General features: G+C 65.0%; 2 protein-coding genes. Both read left to right on the top strand.

Annotated features, from left to right (window positions below):
* Positions 1-10,983, top strand: a complete 10,983-nt coding sequence (locus tag NPS56_RS16185) for a non-ribosomal peptide synthetase (protein ID WP_274075515.1) — start codon at positions 1-3, stop codon at positions 10,981-10,983.
* Positions 10,983-22,739 carry a non-ribosomal peptide synthase/polyketide synthase gene (locus NPS56_RS16180; protein ID WP_274075514.1) on the top strand — a complete coding sequence of 3,919 codons (11,757 nt, stop codon included), beginning with the start codon at positions 10,983-10,985 and terminating at the stop codon, positions 22,737-22,739. Before NPS56_RS16185 ends, NPS56_RS16180 begins: the two co-directional genes overlap by 1 nt.

The following is a 22,739-nucleotide window of genomic DNA, read 5'->3' as shown; positions in this document are numbered from 1 at the left end:
ATGAATGCTGAAGACTCCTTGAAACTTGCTCGCCGGTTTATCGGGTTGCCCCTGGAAAAGCGCCAGCTGTTCCTTGCGGCCTTGCACAAGGAGGGCGTGGATTTCGCCCGGTTTCCGATTCCGGCCGGGGCCCTTGCCGAGGATCACCAGGCGCTGTCGTACGCCCAGCGACGCATGTGGTTTCTCTGGCGGCTTGATCCGCAAAGCGGCGCCTACAATTTGCCGGGTGCGGTGCGCCTGACTGGTCGTCTGAACCTGGCGGCGCTGGAACAGGCATTCGCCAGCCTGGTGGCGCGTCACGAAACCTTGCGCACGGTGTTTGCGCCGCAGCCCAACGACAGCCTGCTGCAAGTGCCGGCCACCGCGTCGCTGGTGATCGATCATGTGGACTTCAGCGCCTTGCCGGCTAGCGAGCGCGAGCAGGCCGTGGCCGAGTCCGCCGAGCTGCAATCGGTGCTGCCGTTCGATCTGGGCGTCGGTCCGTTGCTGCGCGTCACCTTGCTCAAGCTGGCCGAACAGGAACACGTCCTGCTGCTGACCCTGCACCACATCGTGTCCGACGGCTGGTCGATGAACGTGCTGATCGACGAGTTCGTCCGCTGCTACGACGCCTTCGATGCCGGCACGTTACCGCAACTGGCGCCCTTGCCAATCCAGTACAGCGACTACGCCCTGTGGCAACGGCGCTGGCTGGAGGCCGGCGAGCAGGCGCGCCAACTCGACTACTGGCAAGCGCAACTGGGTGACGAGCATCCGGTGCTGGAACTGCCCCTCGATCACCCACGCCCGGCGATGCCGAGCTACCGCGGCACCCGCTACGAATTCGCCGTCGACGGGCAGTTGGCCGAGCAACTGCGGGCCACCGCGCAGAAGCACAACATCACCCTGTTCATGCTGCTGCTCGGCGCCTTCAACGTGCTGCTGCATCGCTATACCGGGCAGACCGACTTGCGCGTCGGCGTGCCGATCGCCAACCGCAACCGCGCCGAAATCGAAGGGCTGATCGGCTTCTTCGTCAACACCCAGGTGCTGCGCACGCAACTGGACGGGCAGACCAGGGTCGACGAACTGCTGCGGCGCATCAAGGAAACCGCGCTGGGCGCCCAGGCTCACCAGGACCTGCCGTTCGAGCGCCTCGTCGAAGCCTTGAAACTGGAACGCAGCCTCAGCCACACGCCGCTGTTCCAGGTGATGTACAACCATCAGCCGCAGGTCGCGGATATCTCCACAGTCACCACAGCGTCCGGCCTGGCGCTGGGCATGATCGAATGGCAAGGGCGCACCACGCAGTTCGACCTCACACTGGACACCTATGAAAAGGGCGGCAAGCTCCACGCGGCACTGACCTACGCCAACGACCTGTTCGACGCCGCGACCATCGCGCGCATGGCGCAGCACTGGACACGCTTGCTGCAAGGCATGGTCAGTGATTCGCAGCAGCGCATCAGCGATTTGCCGTTGCTGGAACAGGCCGAGTATCAGCGCATCGTCCACGACTGGAACCGCGCTGATGACAGCGCCCCGCAGGACCTGTGCATTCATCAGATGATCAGCCAGCAAGTGGCTGCAAGCCCTGATGCATTGGCCGTGACCTTTGCGGACAAGCAACTGACCTACAACGAACTCGACCAGCAAGCCAATCGCCTGGCCCACAAGCTGATTGAGCTTGGCGTCGGCCCGGAAGTGCGGGTCGGTGTGGCCATGCAGCGTTCCGAGCAACTGTTGGTGGCCTTGCTGGCGGTCCTCAAGGCTGGCGGCGCCTACGTACCGTTGGACCCGGATTACCCGGCCGAGCGCGTCGCCTACATGCTCGAGGACAGTCGCGCGCTCGTGCTGATCACACAGCAGGCCGTCGCCGAATCGTTGAGTGTGAGCGCAGACACTCAAGTCCTGCTGATGGACGAGATCCAGTCGCTCGCCGCCTACCCGCAAAGCGCCCCGGTCACCCGCGTCACCCCGGACAACCTGGCCTACGTGATCTACACCTCCGGTTCCACCGGCAAGCCCAAGGGCGTGGCGATTGCCCATCGTAACGTGATGGCGCTGATCGACTGGTCCGGATCGGTGTACAGCCGCGAGGACATCCAGGGTGTACTGGCGTCGACTTCGGTGTGCTTCGACCTGTCGGTGTGGGAGCTGTTCGTCACCCTGGCCAACGGTGGCTCGCTGATCATCGCCCGCAACGCCCTGGAGTTGCCGCAACTGCCGGCGCGGGATCGGGTACGCCTGATCAACACCGTGCCATCGGCGATCAACGCACTGCAGCGCGACGGGCAGATCCCGTCGAGCGTGCGCATCATCAACCTGGCCGGTGAGCCGCTCAAGCAAAGCCTGGTGGAGGCTCTGTACCAGCAGCCGACCGTCGAGCATGTCTACGATCTGTATGGCCCGTCGGAAGACACCACCTATTCCACCTGGACCCGCCGCGAAGCCGGTGGCCACGCCAATATCGGCCGGCCGCTCAAGCACACCGCCAGCTATCTGCTCGATGCCGAACTGCAACCGGTGCCCCAAGGCGTGTCCGCCGAGTTGTACCTGAGCGGCGCGGGCATCACCCGTGGTTACCTCGCACGGCCGGGCCTGACCGCTGAAAAATATGTACCCAATCCGTTTTCCAGCACTGGCGATCGCCTGTATCGCACCGGCGACCTGACGCGCTATCAGGCCGACGGCACCCTGCAATACGTCGGCCGTATCGATCATCAGGTCAAGGTCCGTGGCTTCCGTATCGAGCTGGGCGAAATCGAAGCGCGGCTGTTGCAGCAGGAGGCGGTGCGCGAACTGGCGGTGCTGGCCCAGGACGGCGCCAGCGGTCAGCAACTGGTGGCCTACATCGTGCCGAACGATTCGGCGTTGCTGGACGACCCCGACGCGCAAGCGACCCTGCGTGAATCCCTGAAAGCAGCGCTGCGCCAGCACCTGCCGGACTACATGGTCCCGGCGTTCCTGTTGTTCCTCGGACAACTGCCGCTGACCCCCAACGGCAAGCTCGACCGCAAGGCCTTGCCAGCGGTGGATGGCAGCCAGCAGCAACGCGAACACGTCGCGCCACGCAGCGAGCTGGAGAAATCCCTCGCCGCGATCTGGCAGGACGTGCTGGCCATCGACAACGTCGGCCTGGAAGACAATTTCTTCGAACTGGGCGGCGACTCCATCGTCTCCATGCAGGTGGTCAGCCGCGCGCGCCAGGCCGGCATCGTGCTCAGCCCCAAGGATCTCTTCCAGCACCAGACCATCCGCAGCCTCGCCCAGGCGGCTCGCAGTGGCGAGCAATCGCAGATCGACCAAGGCCCTGCGGTTGGCGCAGTGGCGTTGGCGCCAGTGCAACAATGGTTCTTCGAACAAAACATCCCCGAGCGTCAGCACTGGAACCAGTCGCTGTTGCTGGTGCCGCGCGAGCCGTTGAACGTCGCAGCGCTGGAGCGCGCCCTGGAACAATTGCTGACCCAACACGACAGCCTGCGCCTGCGTTATGCACAGGTAGAAAACGCTTGGCAGCAAACCTACGACGCGCCGACTACGGAGTCGGTGCTGTGGCAGCGTCAGGCGCAATCGGTCGAGCAGCTCAACGCTTTGTGCGACGACGCCCAGCGCAGTCTCGACTTGCACAATGGCCCGTTGCTGCGCGCAATGTGGGTGGCGATGGCCGACGGCTCTGAACGTTTGCTGCTGGTGATCCACCACCTGGCGGTGGACGGCGTGTCCTGGCGCGTACTGCTGGAAGATCTGCAGCACTTCTACAACGGCGGCAGCGCGCCGGCCAAAACCAGCACCTATCAGCGTTGGGTCGCGCGCTTGCAGGCGCATATACCAGCCTTCGAGCACAGCCTCGGCCACTGGCAGGCCGAACTGCAACACGCGCCAAAAGACCTGCCGTGCGAGCGCCCGAACGGCGCGCTGGAAAACCGTTTCGAAGAAAAACTCGAACTCAAGCTCGACACCGAGCAAACCCGCAAGCTACTGCAACAGGCCCCGGCGGCCTACCGTACCCGGGTCAACGACCTGCTGCTGACCGCCCTGGCCCGCACCGTTTGCCGCTGGAGCGGGCAGGGCAGCACGCTGATCCAGCTCGAAGGCCATGGTCGCGAAGACCTGTTCGACGACATCGACCTGACCCGCAGCGTCGGCTGGTTCACCAGCCTGTTCCCGGTCAACCTGACACCGGCCCTTGAGCTCGGCGCATCGATCAAATCCATCAAGGAGCAACTGCGCAAAGTCCCGGACAAAGGCCTGGGCTACGGCGCGCTGCGTTACCTCGGCACACCTGAAGTCCGCGCCGAACTGGCGGCGCTGGCGCAACCGCGCATCACCTTCAACTACCTGGGACAGTTCGACCGTCAGTTCGATGAGGGGGCGTTGTTCACCCCGTCCACCGAAGGCAACGGCATGGCGCAGGACCCGGCGGCAACCCTGGGCAATTGGCTGGTGGTCGAAGGTCAGGTCTACGGTGGCGAGCTGTCCCTGAGCTGGGGCTTCAGCCGCGAGATGTTCGACACCGCGACCATCCAGGGTCTGGCGGACGACTACGCGCTGGAGCTCAACGCCTTGATCGATCACTGCTGCTCGTTGCCAGCACCCCAGGCCACTCCGTCAGACTTCCCGTTGGCGCGGATCGATCAGGCGCAGCTCGATGTTTTGCCGATGAATGTCGCGGCGCTCGAAGACCTGTATCCGCTGTCGCCAATGCAGCAGGGCATGCTCTTTCACACCCTGTACGAGCCGCAAGTCGGCGCCTACATCAGTCAGCTGCGCCTGGACATCGGTGGCCTGGACTGTGAGCGCTTCACCCGCTCCTGGCAGGCCGCGGTCGAGCGTCACGACATCCTGCGCAGCAGCTTCCACTGGCAAGGCCTGGACGTGGCGCACCAGGCGATTGCCCGTCAGGTCGCATTACCACTGCAAGTGCTGGAAGCGACCGATACCGACGCCCTGGCCGATGCCGAACGCGCGCAAGGTTTCGAATTGGGCACGGCACCGCTGTTGCGCTTGAAGCTGGTGCGCACCAGCGCTGATACCTGGCACCTGATCTACACCAGCCATCACATCCTGATGGACGGCTGGAGCAACGCGCAGTTGCTCGCCGAAGTCATCCAGCACTATGCCGCCGGGCATGCGCTGCCGGCACCGACTGGGCAGTACCGCGATTACCTGGGCTGGTTGCAGCAGCAATCGACGGCCGCTGGCGAACAATTCTGGAAAGCCGCACTGGCACCGCTTGAAGCGCCAACGCTGCTGGCCGAAGCCTTGCGTCCTCCCGTCGGGGGGGCAGGCAGCGAGGAATGTCGCGTGACCATCGACCCACGCGCGACCCAGCGTCTGGCCGAGTTCGCCCGGCAGCAGAAAGTCACCCTCAACACCGTGCTGCAAGCGGCGTGGAGTCTGTTGTTGCAGCGCTACACCGGCCAGGACTGCGTGGTGTTCGGCGCCACCGTGGCCGGCCGTTCGGCGCCGCTGCCGGGGATCGAAGAACAGCTCGGGCTGTTTATCAACACCCTGCCGCTGGTGTGCGCGATGAAGCCGGACCAGACCGTCAGCCAGTGGCTCGGCGAGTTGCAAGGCCTGAACCTGGCCATGCGCGAGTTCGAGCATGTGCCGTTGTATGACATTCAGGGCTGGGCGGGGCAGCAGGGCTCGGCATTGTTCGACAGTTTGCTGGTGTTCGAAAACTTCCCCGTTGCCCAGGCGCTGAAGCAGGGCGCACCGGCGGGGTTGTCGTTCGGCAATTTGCATAACCACGAGCGTACGCACTATCCGCTGACTCTGGGCGTCGAACTGGGTGAAGTCCTGAGCCTGGATTTCAGCTACGACGCGGCGCGCTTCAGTGCCGCTCAAGTCGCTCAACTGTCGGCCAATCTGCAGCACCTGCTGATGCAATTGGTGGCTTCACCAGACGCGGCGCTGGGTGCGCTGGAACTGCTCGATGCCGAAGGCAAGAACGCGGTACTCGCCATCAGCCAACCGGCCACGGTTGAGTTATCCACAGTGCTTCTGGTCCATGAACGCATCGCCGCTCAAGCCGCCGCGACTCCGGATGCACTGGCGTTGCAGGTCGACGGCCAAAGCCTGAGCTACGGCGAACTCAATGCCCAGGCCAACCGCCTGGCCCATCGCCTGATCGACAATGGCGCAGGCCCCGGCAAGCGTGTCGGTCTGGCGTTGCGTCGTGGCCCGCAGTTGATCGTCAGCCTGCTGGCGGTGCTGAAAAGCGGCGCGGCCTATGTGCCGCTGGACCCGAAATACCCGGCTGAACGCCTGGCTTACATGATCGACGACAGCCGTCTTGACGTGCTGCTGTGCGAGCCTGGCCTGCTGGAAGACCTGCCGCTGCCGACGGGGCTGGCACGCCTGCGCCTCGACGACAGCGCCGGTTATCCACAAGGCAATCCGCAGAACCACGCCGTCGCCGCAGACCTGGCCTATATCATCTACACCTCCGGCTCCACCGGCCAACCCAAAGGCGTGGCCATCGCCCACGACGCTTTACGCGAGTTCTGCCAGACCGCCGCCGATTATTCGAGGTTGACGAAAGAAGATCGCGTACTGCAATTCGCCACCTTCAGCTTCGACGGCTTCGTCGAGCAATGCTTCCCGACCCTGTGCGTCGGCGCGGCACTGATCATGCGTGGCGATGACCTGTGGGACGCCGGTCGACTGGCTGCACAGATCGTCGAGCAAGGTGTGACCGTGGCCGACTTGCCCGCCGCCTACTGGTTCCTGCTGGCCGGTGAATGTGCCAGCGGTGCGGTGCGTAACTTTGGCGCTCTGCGTCAGGTGCACGTCGGCGGCGAGGCCATGTCGGTAGAAGGACTGCGCCAGTGGCATCAGGCCGGCTTGGGCCACGTGCGCCTGCTCAACACCTACGGGCCGACCGAAGCGACGGTGGTGTCCAGCGTGCATGAGTGCCGCCTGGAGGATGCCAGCGATGCGTTCGGCATTCCGATCGGTCGCGCCATTTCCGGCCGCGCACTGTATGTGCTGGATGCAGCCGGCCAGTTGCTGCCCGCCGACGGTGTCGGCGAGTTGTGCATCGGCGCGCCGGCCTGCCTGGCGCAAAGTTATTTCGACCGTCCGGCGCTGACTGCCGAACGTTTCCTCCCGGACCCCTTCGCCCGCGAACCGGGTGCGCGGCTGTACCGCAGCGGCGACCTGGCGCGCTACAACGCCAGCGGTGATCTGGAATACGTCGGGCGCATCGACCATCAGGTGAAAATTCGCGGTTTCCGCATCGAGATGGGCGAGATCGAAGCCTGTCTGCAAGCCCGGGACGAGGTACGCGAAGCGGCGGTCATCGCCCAGGATGGCACGCAACTGGTGGCGTACATCGTCGCCAGCGGCGCGGTGGTTTCCGAGGCCGACTATCTGGAAGGGCTCAAGGCCGTCATGCGCCAGTCGCTGCCGGAATACATGGTGCCGAGCCATCTGATCATGCTGGCGAAATTGCCGCTCAACAACAACGGCAAACTCGACCGCAAGGCCTTGCCGCGTGCTGAGGCCGGCGCTGCACAACGTGCCTTCATTGCCCCGGCCGAAGGCCTGGAAACGCAACTGGCGCAGGTCTGGCAGGACGTGTTGCAGGTCGAGCAGGTAAGTCGCGACGACAACTTCTTCGAGTTGGGCGGCCATTCGTTGCTGGTGCTGCAAGTGATCTCGCGGGTTCGCCAGCAACTGAACATCGAACTGTCGGTGAGCAGCCTGTTCTCCGCCACGAATCTGGCGGAATTTGCCGAGCGTGCAATGCTTGCCGAAACCAGCGCTCAGCCGACCTTGCAACGTGCAGCCGATGATCAGGCGCCGATTCTGTCCTACGCCCAACAGCGCCAGTGGATTCTCTGGCAACTGGACCCACAGAGCAGCGCCTACAACATCCCCGCCGCACTGCGCCTCAAGGGACCACTGAACCGCCAGGCCCTGCGCGAAGCCTTCCTGCAATTGCAGGCCCGGCACCAGACCCTGCGCACCACCTTCGAACAGGACGGTCAGCAGGCGCGTCCATTGCTGCGCACGGAACTGGCGTTGCAACTGAGCGAACGGCAGCTCAATGAGTCGTCGGTCGACGCCGCCGTTGCCGAAGAAATCGCCCGGCCGTTCGACCTGCGCAACGGTCCGCTGTGGCGCGCATTGCTGCTGCAAGTCAGCGCCGAAGAGCATGTGCTGGTGCTCACCGTGCACCACATCGCCGCCGATGGCTGGTCGATGCAGGTCATGGTCGATGAATTCAGCGCGTTGTATCAGGCGGCTGTCGAAGGCAGTGCAGCCAACCTCTCGAGCCTGCCGGTGAACTACAGCGACTACGCTCGTTGGCAGCGCGACTGGCTGGAAGCCGGCGAGGGCGCGCGGCAACTGGCGTGGTGGCGCGAACAACTGGCGGGCAGCCAGGCGCCGCTGGAATTGCCGAGTGAACTGACCCGTCCGGCTCGCCGCAGCGAACGCGGCGCCAGTCTGACGCTGAACGTCGATCGCCCACTGCTGGCCGGTTTGCGCGAGCGCGCACAGCACCAGCAAGTGACGCTGTTCATGCTGTTGCTGGCCAGTTTCCAGACCTTGCTGCACCGCCAGAGCGGGCAGTCGAGCATCAGCGTCGGCGTGCCGAGCGCCGGCCGTTCGCGCCTGGAAACCGAAGGCCTGATCGGCTTCTTCATCAATACCCAGGTGCTGCGCGCCGAGATCGACGGGCAGCAATCGTTCAGTGCGTTGCTGCAACAGGTCAAGCAGGTCGCGCTCGACGCCCAGGTGCATCAGGACCTGCCGTTCGAGCAACTGGTGGATGCCCTGCAACCGGATCGCAGCCTCAATCACAGCCCCTTGTTCCAGGTGCTCTACAACCACCAGCAGCAGATGGGGGCGAGTGTCGAGCGCGAGGTCGCCGGCCTGCAGGTGGAGCGTTTGCACTGGCAGCAACACACCGCGCAGTTCGACCTGGTGCTCGATACCCAGGAGCAGGGCGACACGCTGGCCGCCAGCCTCAGCTACGCCACCGACCTGTACGACGAGGCCTCGATGCAGCGCTTCGCCGAGCAGTGGCTGAACCTGTTGCGCGCGGTGGTTGCCGATCCGCAGCAGCGTGTCGCTGAACTGCCGTTGCTGCAAGCGCCGCAACAGCAGGCGTTGATCCAGCACTGGAACCCGGCGTTCGAGGCGCAAGCGCCATCGCCAACTCTGCATCAGCTGTTCGAAGCCCAGGCCGCGCAACGCCCGGACGCCATCGCACTGTCCTGTGAAGGCGAGCAGCTGAGCTACGCGGCGCTCAACGCCCAGGCCAACCGCCTGGCGCGCAAACTGCGTGAGCAGGGTGTCGGCCCCGAAGTGCGGGTGGGTATCGCTACCGAGCGGGCGGTGCCGCTGGTGGTCGGTTTGCTGGCGATTCTCAAGGCCGGTGGCGCCTACGTGCCGCTCGATCCGCAATACCCGGCCGAGCGCCTGAGCTACATGATCGATGACAGTGGCATCGCGTTGCTGTTGACCCAGGCTCACCTGATCGATGGCTTGCCGGACCGCGACGGCGTGCAGGTCCTTGACCTGGCGGCGTTGCAACTGGACGCCTACAGCGACGACAACCTGGCGCCGTTGGCGACCCCGGACAATCTCGCCTACGTGATCTACACCTCCGGCTCCACCGGCCGGCCAAAGGGCGCCTTGCTCAGCCATGGCAACGTCGGGCGCCTGCTCACCGCCACCGCGGCCGAGTTCAACTTCGGCGCAGACGATGTCTGGACCCTGTTCCACTCCTATGCCTTCGATTTCTCGGTGTGGGAGCTGTTTGGCTCGCTGTGCACCGGCGGGCGCCTGGTGATCGTGCCGTATTACATCAGCCGCGAGCCCCAGGAGTTCCACCGCCTGCTTTGCGATGAAGGGGTGACGGTGTTGAACCAGACCCCGACGGCCTTCCGCCAGTTGCTGCCGATCGCCTGCGCCAGCCCGCGCCAACTGGCGTTGCGCCAGGTGATTTTCGGTGGCGAAGCCCTGGAAGTGGCCAGCCTGCGTCCCTGGTTCGAACGCTTTGGCGACCAGCAACCGACCCTGGTCAACATGTACGGCATCACCGAAACCACGGTGCACGTGACCTACCGCGCGATCCGCCTTGCCGACCTCGACGGCAAGGCCCAGAGCCCGATCGGCCTGCCGATCCGCGACCTGCGCTGGTACCTGCTCGACAGCCAGTTGCAACCGGTGCCGGTGGGCGTGGCGGGGGAGTTGTACATCGCCGGCGCCGGCCTCGCACGGGGTTACCACGGGCGTTTCGGCCTGACCGCCGAGCGTTTTGTGCCCAGCCCGTTCGATGCCGCGCAACGCCTGTATCGCAGCGGCGACCTGGCGCGCCAGCGCGCCGACGGCAGCATCGACTACCTGGGGCGCATCGACCAACAGGTGAAGATCCGCGGGTTCCGCATCGAACTGGGCGAGATCGAAGCCGCGCTGCTGGCGCAACCGGGCGTGCGCCAGGCGGTGCTGAGCGTGCATGCCGGCGACAGCGGGCCACACCTGTGCGCCTACGTCGTAGCCGAGCAAACCCCGCACGATCCGATCAACTGGCGCGACAACCTGCGCGCCGCGCTCAAGGTCGACCTGCCGGACTACATGGTGCCCAGCCACTGGCTATTGCTCGATGCCTTGCCGCTGACCAGCAACGGCAAGCTCGACCGCAGGGCCTTGCCGCTACCGGATGCCGAGGACTGGCAACGACCGTTCGAGGCCCCCGAGGGCGAGCTCGAACAGCAACTGGCAGCGATCTGGGCCGAGGTGCTGGGCGTGGCGCAGATCGGCCGGCGCGACAACTTCTTTGAATTGGGCGGGCATTCGCTGCTCGCCGCCCAGGCCAGTGCCCGAGTGGAACTGGAACTGGGCATCGAGCTGCCGCTGCGCGCGCTGTTCGAAAGCAACGACCTTCAGGCTTATGCCGCCACCGCCGGGCAACAAGCCCCGACCGACAACGATGCCCGTCTGGATGCGCTTGAGTCGCTGCTGGACGAGATGGAGATCAACTGATGGAACACAGCACCGCCTCGCGTATCGCCACCCGCTTCGCTGGCCTGCCTGCCGACAAGCGCCGCGAGTTTCTGAGCAAAATGCAGGAGCAGGGCGTGAGCTTCGGCCAACTGCCGATCCCGCCTGCCGCCGCGCTGCAATCGTCGTTCGAGCTGTCCTATGCGCAGCAGCGCCAGTGGTTCCTCTGGCAGCTCGACCCGCAGAGCAGTGCCTACAACATTCCCGCGGCCCTGCGTCTCCAAGGCCCGCTGAATGTCGCGGCGTTGCAGCAGAGTTTCGATGTTTTACTGGAGCGGCATCAGAGCCTGCGCAGCCGATTCGTCGAGGATGACGGCCAGGTGCTGCAGACCTTGGCCACGTTCACCACGCTCCCCATCGAGCAGCACGACCTGCGCGGCGAGCCCGAGGCCCAGCGCCTCGAATTGGCGATGCAAAAAGTCGAGCAGGAAATCGCCCGACCGTTCGATCTGCAACACGGCCCGCTGTTGCGCGTCAGCCTGTTGCAGCTGGATTTTGATGACCACGTGCTGGTGCTGACCCTGCACCACATCGTCACCGACGGCTGGTCGATGGGCGTGTTGGTGGAGGAGTTTTCCCAGTTGTATGCCGCCCATTGCCAGGGCCGCAGCGCACAGCTGCAAGCGCTGCCGATCGAGTATTCGGACTACGCTGCGTGGCAGCGACGCTGGATGGAAGCCGGCGAGCTTGAACGTCAACTCGATTGGTGGCGTGGCAAGCTCGGCAGCGAACAGCCGCTGCTGGAATTGCCGACCGATCGCCCGCGTCCTGCGCAACCGAGCCAGCGTGGTGCGCGCCTGGATTTCGCCCTGGACGCCACCCTCGCAACCGGCCTGATGGCCCTGGCCAGACAGCGCGGCGTCACGCCGTTCATGCTGCTGCTGGCCAGTTTCCAGGCCTTGCTCTATCGCTACAGCGGTCAGGCCGACCTGCGCATCGGCGTGCCGATCGGCAACCGCAATCGCGCCGAGACCCGTGGCCTGATCGGCTTCTTCGTCAACACCCAGGTGATGCGCGCCGAACTCGACGGGCGCCTGCCGTTCACTCAGTTGCTCGACCAGACCCGCGCCTTTGCCCTGGATGCCCAGGATTATCAGGACCTACCATTCGAGCGCCTGGTGCAGACGCTGCAAGGCGAACGCAGCCTCAGCCACAGCCCGCTGTTCCAGGTGATGTTCAACCACCAGCAGGCCAAGCCCGCCGCCGTCAGCGGCTTGCTGGCCGGCCTGCGTGTGGAGGCGTTGAACGCCACGGCGCACACCACGCAATTTGATCTGCAACTGGACACCCAGGAACAGGGCGACCAACTGTTCGCCAGCCTGACCTACGCCACCGACCTGTTCGATGCCGAGCGCATCGAGGACCTGGCCCGGCATTGGCGCAACTTGCTGGCCGGGGTGCTGGCAAACCCGCAAACGCCGCTGGCCGAATTGCCGTTGCTGGAGGCCGACGAGCGCCTGCGCATCCTCGGCGACCTCAACGACACCGCTCAGGTCTATCCGGGCGAAGTCTGTGTACAACGGCATTTCGAAGCACGGGTGCTGGAAAATCCTCAGGCGACGGCGCTGGTGTTCCAGGGCCAGGCCTTGAGCTACGCCGAGTTGAACCTGCGCGCCAACCGCCTGGCCCACCACTTGCGCACCCAGGGTGTCGGCCCGGAAGTGATCGTCGGCATCGCCTGCGACCGTTCGCTGGAAATGGTCGTCGGCCTGCTGGCGATCCTCAAGGCCGGCGGTGCCTACGTGCCGCTGGACCCGGAATACCCGCTCGATCGCTTGAGCTACATGATCGAAGACAGCGGCATAACACTGCTGCTGACCCAGGAACACCTGCTGGCGCAACTGCCGACGCCGGACACCGTGCGCACCCTGTGCCTGCACGCCGATGCCGACTGGTTGAGCGACTTGCCAGGCAGCGATCTGCCGAACCTGGCGGTGGCGGAAAACCTCGCCTACATGATCTACACCTCCGGTTCCACCGGCAAACCCAAGGGCGCCGGCAACCGCCACGTGGCGCTGCACAACCGTATCGAGTGGATGCAGGCCGCCTATGACTTGCGGCCCACGGACCGCGTGCTGCAGAAAACCCCGTTCAGTTTTGACGTGTCGGTGTGGGAGTTTTTCTGGCCGCTGATGAAAGGCGCCACCCTGGTGATCGCCGCCCCGGGTGAGCATCGCGATCCGCAACGCCTCGCCGCGCTGATCGTCGAGCAGGCGATCACCACGCTGCACTTCGTGCCGTCGATGCTCTCGGCGTTCATTGCTGCCGACGAAGCCTTGGCCTGCACTTCCCTGACCCGCATCATCTGCAGCGGCGAAGCGCTGCCGATGGAGCTGCAACGCCAGACCCTGCGCAGCCTGCCGCAGGCCAACCTGTACAACCTGTATGGCCCGACCGAAGCGGCCATCGACGTGACCCACTGGACCTGTGTAGAAGAGGGCCGCGACAGCGTGCCGATCGGCCGACCGATCGCCAACCTGCGCACCTTTATCCTCGACAGCGAATTGCAACCCCTGCCGCTGGGCGCGGTGGGTGAGTTATACCTCGGTGGCGTCGGCCTGGCGCGGGGTTATCACCGCCGTGGTGCGCTGACCGCCGAGCGTTTCGTGGTCGACCCGTTCGGCAGCGGCGAGCGCCTGTACCGCACCGGTGACCTGGCGCGCTACCGCGCCGATGGCGCCATCGACTACTGCGGGCGGATCGACCACCAGGTGAAGATTCGCGGCCTGCGCATCGAACTGGGGGAGATCGAAGCGCGCCTGCAAGAACATGCCGACGTGCAGGAAGCCGTGGTGCTGGCCCTGGACGGCCCGAGCGGCAAGCAACTGGTGGCCTACATCGTGCCGCAGGATCGTGCGTTGCTAGACGCCGATGCGGCGCAGCAGGGCGCCTGGCGCGAAACCCTGAAAAGCCATCTGCTCTGCAGCCTGCCGGACTACATGGTGCCGACGCAAACCGTGCTGATCGAACAGATGCCACTGAGCCCCAACGGCAAACTCGAGCGCAAGCGCCTGCCGGCACCGACCGCGCAGGTCAGCCAGCGTGCATTCGAAGCGCCACGCAGTGAACACGAGCGCGTGCTGGCGCAGATCTGGCAGGACGTGCTGGGCGTGGAGCCGGTCGGGCGCCAGGATAACTTCTTCGAACTGGGCGGTGACTCGATCATTTCGATCCAGGTGGTCAGCCGCGCCCGACGTGCCGGCCTGAGCCTGCAACCGCGCGACCTGTTCCAGCAGCAGACCCTGCAAGCGCTGGCCGCAGTGGTGAAAGAGCAGGCCGCCCCGGTGGCGCAACAAGGTCCGGTAGACGGCGTGCAAACCCTCACGCCGATCCAGCGCTGGTTCTTCGAAGAACCCATCCCGCAACGTGCGCACTGGAACCAGGCGGTGTTGCTGACGCCGCGCGAAACCCTTGAGCTGCCGCGCCTGCAAGGTGCCCTGCAACGGGTACTCAAGCAGCACGATGCCCTGCGCTTGCGTTTCAGTCAGGTCGACGGCCAATGGTCGGCGCGCTATGTCGGTGCCGACAGTGCCGATGTCATCGACATGCTCTGGACCGCCCGCGTCGCCAGCGATGCGTCGCTCGAATCGGTGTGCGACGAAGCCCAGCGCAGCCTCAGCCTGCAAGACGGGCCGCTGCTGCGCGTGGCGCTGATCGCCCAGGCTGACGGCTCGCAACGCTTGTTGTTGGTGATCCACCACTTGGCGGTGGACGGTGTTTCGTGGCGGGTGTTGCTGGAAGATTTGCAGGCCGCGTATCAAGGTGAGGAACTGCCGCCGAAGACCAGCGCTTTCCAGGCTTGGGCGGAAAAACTCGACACCTACGCACGCTGCGAAACCGCCACCGACGAACTGAACTGGTGGCAGGCTCAACTGACTGGCGCCAGCGATTCGCTGCCAGCGGCCAACACGCAAGCAAGCCAGGCCGGGCATCTGCGCCAGGGCGTGAGCATCGGTCTGGACCGCGAACAAACCCGTCAGCTGTTGCAACAGGCTCCGGCGATCTACCGCACCCAGGTCAACGACCTGCTGCTCACCGCGCTGACTCGCACCCTCAGCCGCTGGACCGGTCACGAATCAGCGCTGATCCAGCTCGAAGGCCATGGCCGCGAAGAGCTGTTCGACGACATCGACCTGACCCGCACCGTGGGTTGGTTCTCCAGCCTGTTCCCGGTGCGCCTGACGCCGACGGCCGACCTCGGCGGCTCGATCAAGGCGATCAAGCAGCAACTGCGGGACATCCCCGGCAAAGGCCTGGGCTATGGGCTTTTGCGCTACATGGGCGATGCCACTGCCCAAGCGGCTTTGGCTGCATTGCCGCAAGCACGGGTGACCTTCAACTACCTCGGCCAGTTCGACCAGAGCTTTGACGAGGACGCGCTGTTCACGCCTTCAAGTGAGTCCAGCGGAGCTGCGCAATCGGCGGACGCACCCTTGGCGAACTGGCTGTCGGTGGACGGTCAGGTGTATGGCGGTGAACTGAAACTCGACTGGACCTTCAGCCGCGAATGCTTCGACCGGCGCGAAATCGAGGCCCTGGCGAACGATTTCCGCGCTGAACTGCTGGCGCTGATCGAGCATTGCCTGAGCGAGGGCGCGGGCGGCGTGACCCCGGCGGACTTCCCGCTGGCGCGACTGACCCAGGCGCAACTCGATGGCCTGCCAGTGCCACCGGCGCAGATCGAAGATGTGTATCCGCTGTCGCCGATGCAGGCCGGTTTGTTGTTCCACAGCCTGTACGAGTCGGATTCCGGCGCCTACGTGAACCAGCTCAGCGTCGAGGCTCGTGGTCTCGATGCCGAACGCCTCGGTCGCGCCTGGCAAGCGGTGCTCGACAGCCACGCGATCCTGCGCAGCAGCTTCCACTTCCCCGAAGGTTTCGAGGCACCGGTGCAACTGGTGCATCGTCATCTGCAATTGCCGATGACCTGCCTCGACTGGCGCGGCCGCGATGATCAGGCCGAGGCGCTGGCGCAACTGATCGCCAGCGAACGCCTGCAACTGGATTCGACCCGGGCGCCACTGATGCGCCTGACCCTGGTGCGCCTGGACGACGAGCGTCAGCAACTGATCTACACCCACCATCACCTGTTGCTCGACGGCTGGAGTAACTCGCTGCTGCTGAGCGAAGTCCTGCAGCGTTATGCGGGGCAGGAGGTTCAGGCGCCGACCGGGCGATTCGCCGACTACATCGGTTGGCTGCAACGCCAGGATGCGCAAGCTGACGAACTGTTCTGGCGCGAGCAACTGGCATCCCTCGACAACCCGACGTTGTTGGCCCAGAGCCTGGCCAATGTCGCCAGCAAGGCGGACGCAGGCTTTGCCGACCACCACCAGACCTTCGACGTCGCCACCAGCAAGCGCTTCAGCGACTTCGCCCGCCAGCAAAAAGTGACCCTCAACACCCTGGTGCAAGGCGCCTGGGCACTGCTGTTGCAACGCTACAGCGGCCAACGCAGCGTGGCGTTCGGCGCCACTGTGGCCGGTCGACCGGTGGATTTGCCTGGGGCCGAAAGCCAGCTCGGCCTGTTCATCAACACTTTGCCGGTGATCAGCAGCCCGGATGCTCTCGAAAGCGTCGGGCAATGGTTGACGCGCTTGCAGGCGCAAAACCTCGAGCTGCGCGAGCATGAATTCACCGCGCTGGGCGACATTCAGCGTTGGGCCGGGCGCGCCGGCGAGCCGCTGTTCGACAGCCTGCTGGTGTTCGAAAACTTCCCGGTGGCCGAAGCCTTGCAACAGGGCGCACCGGCCGGGTTGAGCTTCTCGATTCCGCAGAACCATGAGCGCACCAACTTCCCGCTGACCCTGGCGGCCACCGCCGAAAACCAACTCAGCCTGAACTGGAGCTACCAGTGCAGCCATTTCAGCCATGGGGCAATTACGCGCATGAGCGAGCACCTGGCCGTGCTGTTGGCGGCGATGGTCGCTGCGCCTCAGGCCGCTTTGAGTGAGCTGGACCTGCTGACTGCGCCAGAACGCACCCAGCAATTGCTGGAATGGAACCCGCCGTTCAGCGCGCAGGAAAACCCGCTGTGCGTGCATCAACTGATCGAGGCCCAGACCGTTCTCCGGCCTGACGCCACCGCGTTGATCTTCAACGAACTGGAGCTGAGCTTCGACCAGCTCAATCGCCGCGCCAACCGCCTGGCCCACCACTTGCGCGGGCGCGGCATCGGCCCGGAAGTGCGGGTCGGCCTGGCCATGCAACGCTCGCCGGAGATGATCGTCGGCCTGCTGGCGATCCTCAAGGCTGGCGGCGCCTATGTGCCGCTGGACCCGGCCTACCCCGCGGAGCGCCTGCGCTACCTGATGGACGACAGCGGCATTTCCCTGCTGATCAGCCAATCCTGGCTGCGGGAAAAACTGCCATTGCCCGAAGGCCTGGCGGTGCTGGAAATCGACCGCGAGCCGCTGGAATTCATGGCGGACAGCAACCCGGTCAACCTGACCTGCGGCGAAAACCTCGCCTACCTGATCTACACCTCGGGCTCCACCGGCCGGCCGAAAGGCGTCAGCGTGGCCCACGGTCCGCTGGCCATGCATTGCCTGTCGATCGGCGAGCTGTACGGCATGACCCCGGACGACCGCGAACTGCAATTCGCCTCGATCAGCTTCGACGGCGCCCACGAGCGCTGGCTGACGCCGCTGGTGTTCGGTTCGGCGGTGATGCCCCGCGACGACGAGTTGTGGAGCGTGGAGCGCACCTGCGCCGAGATCGAAAAACACGGCATCACCATCGCCTGCTTCACCCCGAGTTACCTGGCGCAGATCGCCGACTACATGGGCGAAGCCGGGCGCGATCTGCCGATCCGTTCCTACACCCCGTGCGGCGAAGGCATGGCCAAGCATGCCTTCGACGAAGTGCAGCAAGTGCTGCAACCCAAGCGCCTGATCAATGGCTATGGCCCGACCGAAACGGTGATCACGCCGCTGATCTGGCTGGCCTATCCGGATACCGAATTCGACTCGGCGTTCATGCCGATTGGCCGGCCGGTGGGCAACCGCAGTGCCTACATCCTCGACGGCGGCCTGCAGCCGTTGCCGGTCGGCGTGGCGGGCGAGTTGTACCTGGGCGGCGAGGGCGTCGCCCGGGGTTATCACCAACGTCCTGACCTCACCGCCGAGCGTTTCGTACCGGACCCGTTCGTGCCAGGGGCGCGCCTGTACCGCAGTGGCGACCTGGCGCGGTTCCGTGCCGATGGCGTGGTCGAATACCTCGGCCGTATCGACCAGCAAGTGAAGATTCGCGGCTTCCGTATCGAGCTGGGCGAAATCGAAGCCTGCCTGATGGAGCACGAAGGCGTGCGTGAAGCCTTCGTCATCGACCGCGAAGGTCCGGTGAGTCGTCAACTGGTCGGCTACGTGGTGCCGCGCGATCCGCTGGCCAACGAGCAGGACCTGCATGAAGCACTGACCGCACACCTGCGCAGCCGCCTGCCGGCGCACATGTTGCCGGCGCACTTGATGTGCCTGGCGGCATTGCCGCTGACGCCGAACGGCAAGCTCGATCGTCAGGGCCTGCCAGCCCCAGAGGCCACTCGGCAGCATCAGGATCAGGTGGCCGCCGCGTCGCCGGCCGAAGCACTGCTGGTGGAGATCTGGCAGGAACTGCTGGGCCTGGACTCGGTGGGCGTCACCGAAAACTTCTTCGAACTGGGCGGTGACTCGATCATCTCGCTGCAGGCGGTGAGCCGTGCCGGGCAGCGTGGACTGGTGTTCAGTCCCAAGCAGTTGTTCGAGCAGCAGACCATTCGGGCACTGGCCGCAGTGGCGAGCCGTGGTGAAGCGGCGTTGGTCGAAGCGCCGGCAGTCGAGGCGTTTGCCTTGGTGCCGTACATCGATCTCGCCGCCCGTGAAGGCTTGCAAGACCTGTATCCGCTGTCGCCGATGCAGCAGGGCATGCTGTTCCACTGCCTCGAATCGCCGCAGCTCAACCCCTACGTCAACCAGTTGAGCGTGGCGGTTGACGGCTTGCAGGTGCCGCGATTCCGCGCAGCCTGGCAAGCCTTGATCGAGCGCCATGAAGTGCTGCGCGCCGCGTTCCGCTGGCGCGATGGCTTGGCCGATCCGCTGCAGGCGGTGTTTGCCAGCGTCGAGTTGCCGATCGAAGAACTCGACTGGCGCGAACGTAGCGACACCGAGCAGGCGCTGAGCGAACTGGCGGCCGCCGAACAGGCCAAGGGTTTCGACCTGAGCTGCCCGCCGCTGATGCGCTTTGTGCTGGTGCGCCTGGGTGAAGATCGCTACCAAATGATCTGGATCTACCATCACCTGCTGCTGGACGGCTGGAGCGCTTCGCGCCTGTTGGGCGAAATGCTGCGCTTGTACCACCACACCAGCTTGCCGGCGCTGACCGGACGTTACGCCGACTACATCGCCTGGCTGCAACGCCAGGACGAGGCACAGGCAGAAAGCTTCTGGCGTGAGCGCCTGGCGTCGCTCGAGGCACCGACCATCCTGGCCACGGCATCCGGTGCCACAGGCTCCGGCCACGGCGTGATGTACAGCGACCTCGACGCCCAGGCGACACGCAAGCTGCACAGCTTCGCCAAGCGTCAGCGCGTCACCCTCAACACTTTGGTGCAAGGCGCGTGGCTGTTGTTGCTGCAACGCCACAGCGGCCAACGCAGCGTGGCGTTCGGCGCCACGGTGGCGGGGCGGCCGACGGGGCTGGCCGGTGCCCAGGACATGCTCGGCCTGTTCATCAATACCTTGCCGGTGATCCAGACCCTCGACCCGCAACAGCCGCTGGGCGAGTGGCTGCGTGACCTGCAGGATTACAACCTGGCCGTGCGCGACTACGAACACACGCCCTTGTCCGACGTCCAGCGCTGGGCCGGGCAGGGTGGCCAGGGTCTGTTCGACAGCATCATCGTGTTCGAAAACCATCCGGTGGACCGTGCCTTGCGCGGTGGCGAGGAAGGCGAGCTGCGCTTTGCCGAAGTCGGCAGCGGCGGCGTCACCAACTTCCCGATGGACCTGATGGTCAGTGCCAACGATCAAGGTCTGGAAGTCGAATACCTGTACCTGCGTGATCGCTTCAGTGAGCAGGAAGTGGAGCGGATTCGTGCGCAGATGGAAGGTTTGCTGCGCGCTCTGCCAGAGGATGCGGACTGCCTGCTGGGCAACATCGGCCTGCCGCAAGCGCGCCTGAGTTTGCCGCAAGCCTCCAGCGACAACGCCGATCTGCTGCACAGCTTCAATCAGCATGTGCGCAACCAGCCGCAGAAAGTGGCCTTGTTCTGCGAGGATCGCGAAGTCAGCTACGCCGATCTTGAAGCCCAGGCCAATGCGCTGGCTCATCAGTTGATCGCCCGCGGCATCGGTGCGGAAAGCATGGTCGCGGTGGCCTTGCCCCGCTCGGAACGCACCATCGTCGCGTTCCTGGCCGTGCTCAAGGCCGGTGCGGCCTATCTGCCACTGGACCTGTCCTACCCGGCCGAGCGCCTGGCCTACATGCTCAGCGATTCGGCCGCCAGCCTGTTGCTGTGCGACAGCGACCTGGGTGATCGCCTGGCCCTGGCCGACAGCCCGCCACGCCTGTTGCTCGATCAACTGAGCGTTGCGGGCAGCCCCCAGTGCCCTGTTGTCGAACCACTGCCGGGTCACCTGGCGTACCTGATCTACACCTCCGGCTCCACCGGCCAACCCAAGGGCGTCGCGGTGGAACGTGGGCCGATTGCCCGGCATTGCCGCGGCATCATCGACCTCTACGAACTGGCGCCACGCAGCCGTGAACTGCACTTCATGTCGTTCGCCTTCGACGGTGCCCAGGAACGCTGGCTGAGTGTGCTGTTGGCCGGCGGCAGCCTGGTGATCCGCGAAGACAACCTGTGGACCCCGGAACACACCCTGGAGGTGCTGCATCGCCACAGCATCAGCGTCGCCTGCTTCCCGCCGGCGTACCTGCAACAGATGGCCGAAGTAGCCGAGCGCCTGGGCAATCCGCCGGCGGTCGAGGTGTACTGCTTTGGCGGCGATGCGGTGCCGGATGCCAGCTTCGAACAGGTCAAGCGCACCTTGCGCCCGCCGCGCCTGGTCAACGGCTACGGCCCGACCGAAACCGTGGTTACACCACTGCTGTGGCGTGCCGAAGCCAGCGAAACCTGCGAGGCGGCCTATGCGCCGATTGGCCGTGGCGTGGCGGGCCGTGGCCTGTACATCCTCGACGCCGACCTCAATCCGTTGCCGGTGGGTGTCAGCGGCGAGTTGTACCTGGGCGGCGAATGCCTGGCGCGGGGTTATCACCAGCGGCCGGGCATGAGCGCCGAGCGCTTCATTCCCGATCCGTTCGAGGCCGGTGGCCGCATGTACCGCACCGGCGACCTGGTGCGCCAGCGCGAATGCGGCTTGATCGACTACCTCGGCCGGCTCGACCAGCAAGTGAAGATCCGTGGTTTCCGTATCGAGCTGGGCGAGATCGAAGCCCGTCTGCGTGACTGCGCCGCTGTGCAGGATGCCGCCGTGGTGGTGCACGACACGCCGACCGGCAAACAGTTGGTCGGTTACGTGGTGGCCGCTGCTGCCACCGGACTGGATCGACGCTTGAAGGCCGATCTGCAAGCGCAGATGCCTGACTACATGGTGCCGGCACGGATCCTGGTGCTGGAGCGCTTCCCGCTGTCGGCCAACGGCAAGCTCGATCGTCGCGCACTGCCTGTGCCGGAATGGGCACTGGGCGGTTACCGCGCGCCGCGCAACGCGCTGGAAAGCGCGCTGGCGACGATCTGGCAAGAGGTGTTGGGGGTGCCGCAAGTGGGCATCGATGACAACTTCTTTGAACTCGGCGGCGACTCATTGCAGGTGCTCAAGGTCATCTCGCGGGTGCGCAGCCAGCCGCAACTGGGCTTCGAATTGAAACTGCGCGACCTGATGCAGAAACCCTGCATCGCCGAACTCAGCGGCTATCAAGTCGCAGAACCTGCACAAGCGCCGGACCCGCTGCTGGCGCTGAATGGCCGGGTCAGCAACGTGCCGGCGCTGTTCTGCCTGCACGCCGGTTTCGGCACGGTGTTCGACTACGAGCCGCTGGCCCGTCGCCTCGAAGGCCGGCGCACGGTGTACGGCCTGCAATGCCGCATGCTGCTCGACCCGCAGTGGCAGGACGAGTCGCTGCTGGCCATGGCCCAGGCCTATGCCCAGCGAATCCGCACACAACAGCCGCAAGGACCGTACTACCTGCTCGGGTGGTCGCTGGGTGGCGCATTGACGCAACTGGTCGCCCATGAACTGGAACGCCAGGGGCAGACGGTGGCGTTCGCCGGGCTGGTCGACACTTATGTGGCGGGGACGGCGGAAGCGGGGGACTGGCGCGAAGACCTGGCGGACTTCCTTAAGTTTGTCCTCGGTCAACCGTCTGTAGAAGCACAGGCCTTGATTGCTTCGAAAACCACAGGCCTGAACGAACGCGAAGGCGCCACCGCAGTGATCGAAGCAGCCATGCACGGCGCCAATGGCCACGCGGCGTTGGGTGCCAGTGAACTGACGCAGATCTTCGCTACCGGTTCGTCGCTCAAACAGCTTGCGCTGTCGCAGCGACAACTACCGAAAATTCAGGTCTCGGCCCATCGCTGGTGGGTAGCCGGACGCGAGGACGAACGCCGGGTGTTCGAAGCCCAGGTCGGCAATCACGGCATTGATCGCTTGTTGGCCGGCGGCCACTACGAGCTGCTACGCAGCGACGAATTGCTCGACGACCTCGAACACCTACTGGAGCGCACCCCAACCACCGCCTGA

The sequence above is a fragment of the Pseudomonas putida genome (genome assembly GCF_028682635.1).
In the GTDB taxonomy this organism is placed as follows: domain Bacteria; phylum Pseudomonadota; class Gammaproteobacteria; order Pseudomonadales; family Pseudomonadaceae; genus Aquipseudomonas; species Aquipseudomonas putida_AE.
This window is presented reverse-complemented; position numbering and strand designations above follow the sequence as displayed.

What these genes read in the sequence shown, in the direction of transcription:
- NPS56_RS16185 (WP_274075515.1), top strand. Translation starts at nt 1, where the DNA reads ATGAATGCTGAAGACTCCTTGAAACTTGCTCGCCGGTTTATCGGGTTG.
- NPS56_RS16180 (WP_274075514.1), top strand. Translation starts at nt 10,983, where the DNA reads ATGGAACACAGCACCGCCTCGCGTATCGCCACCCGCTTCGCTGGCCTG.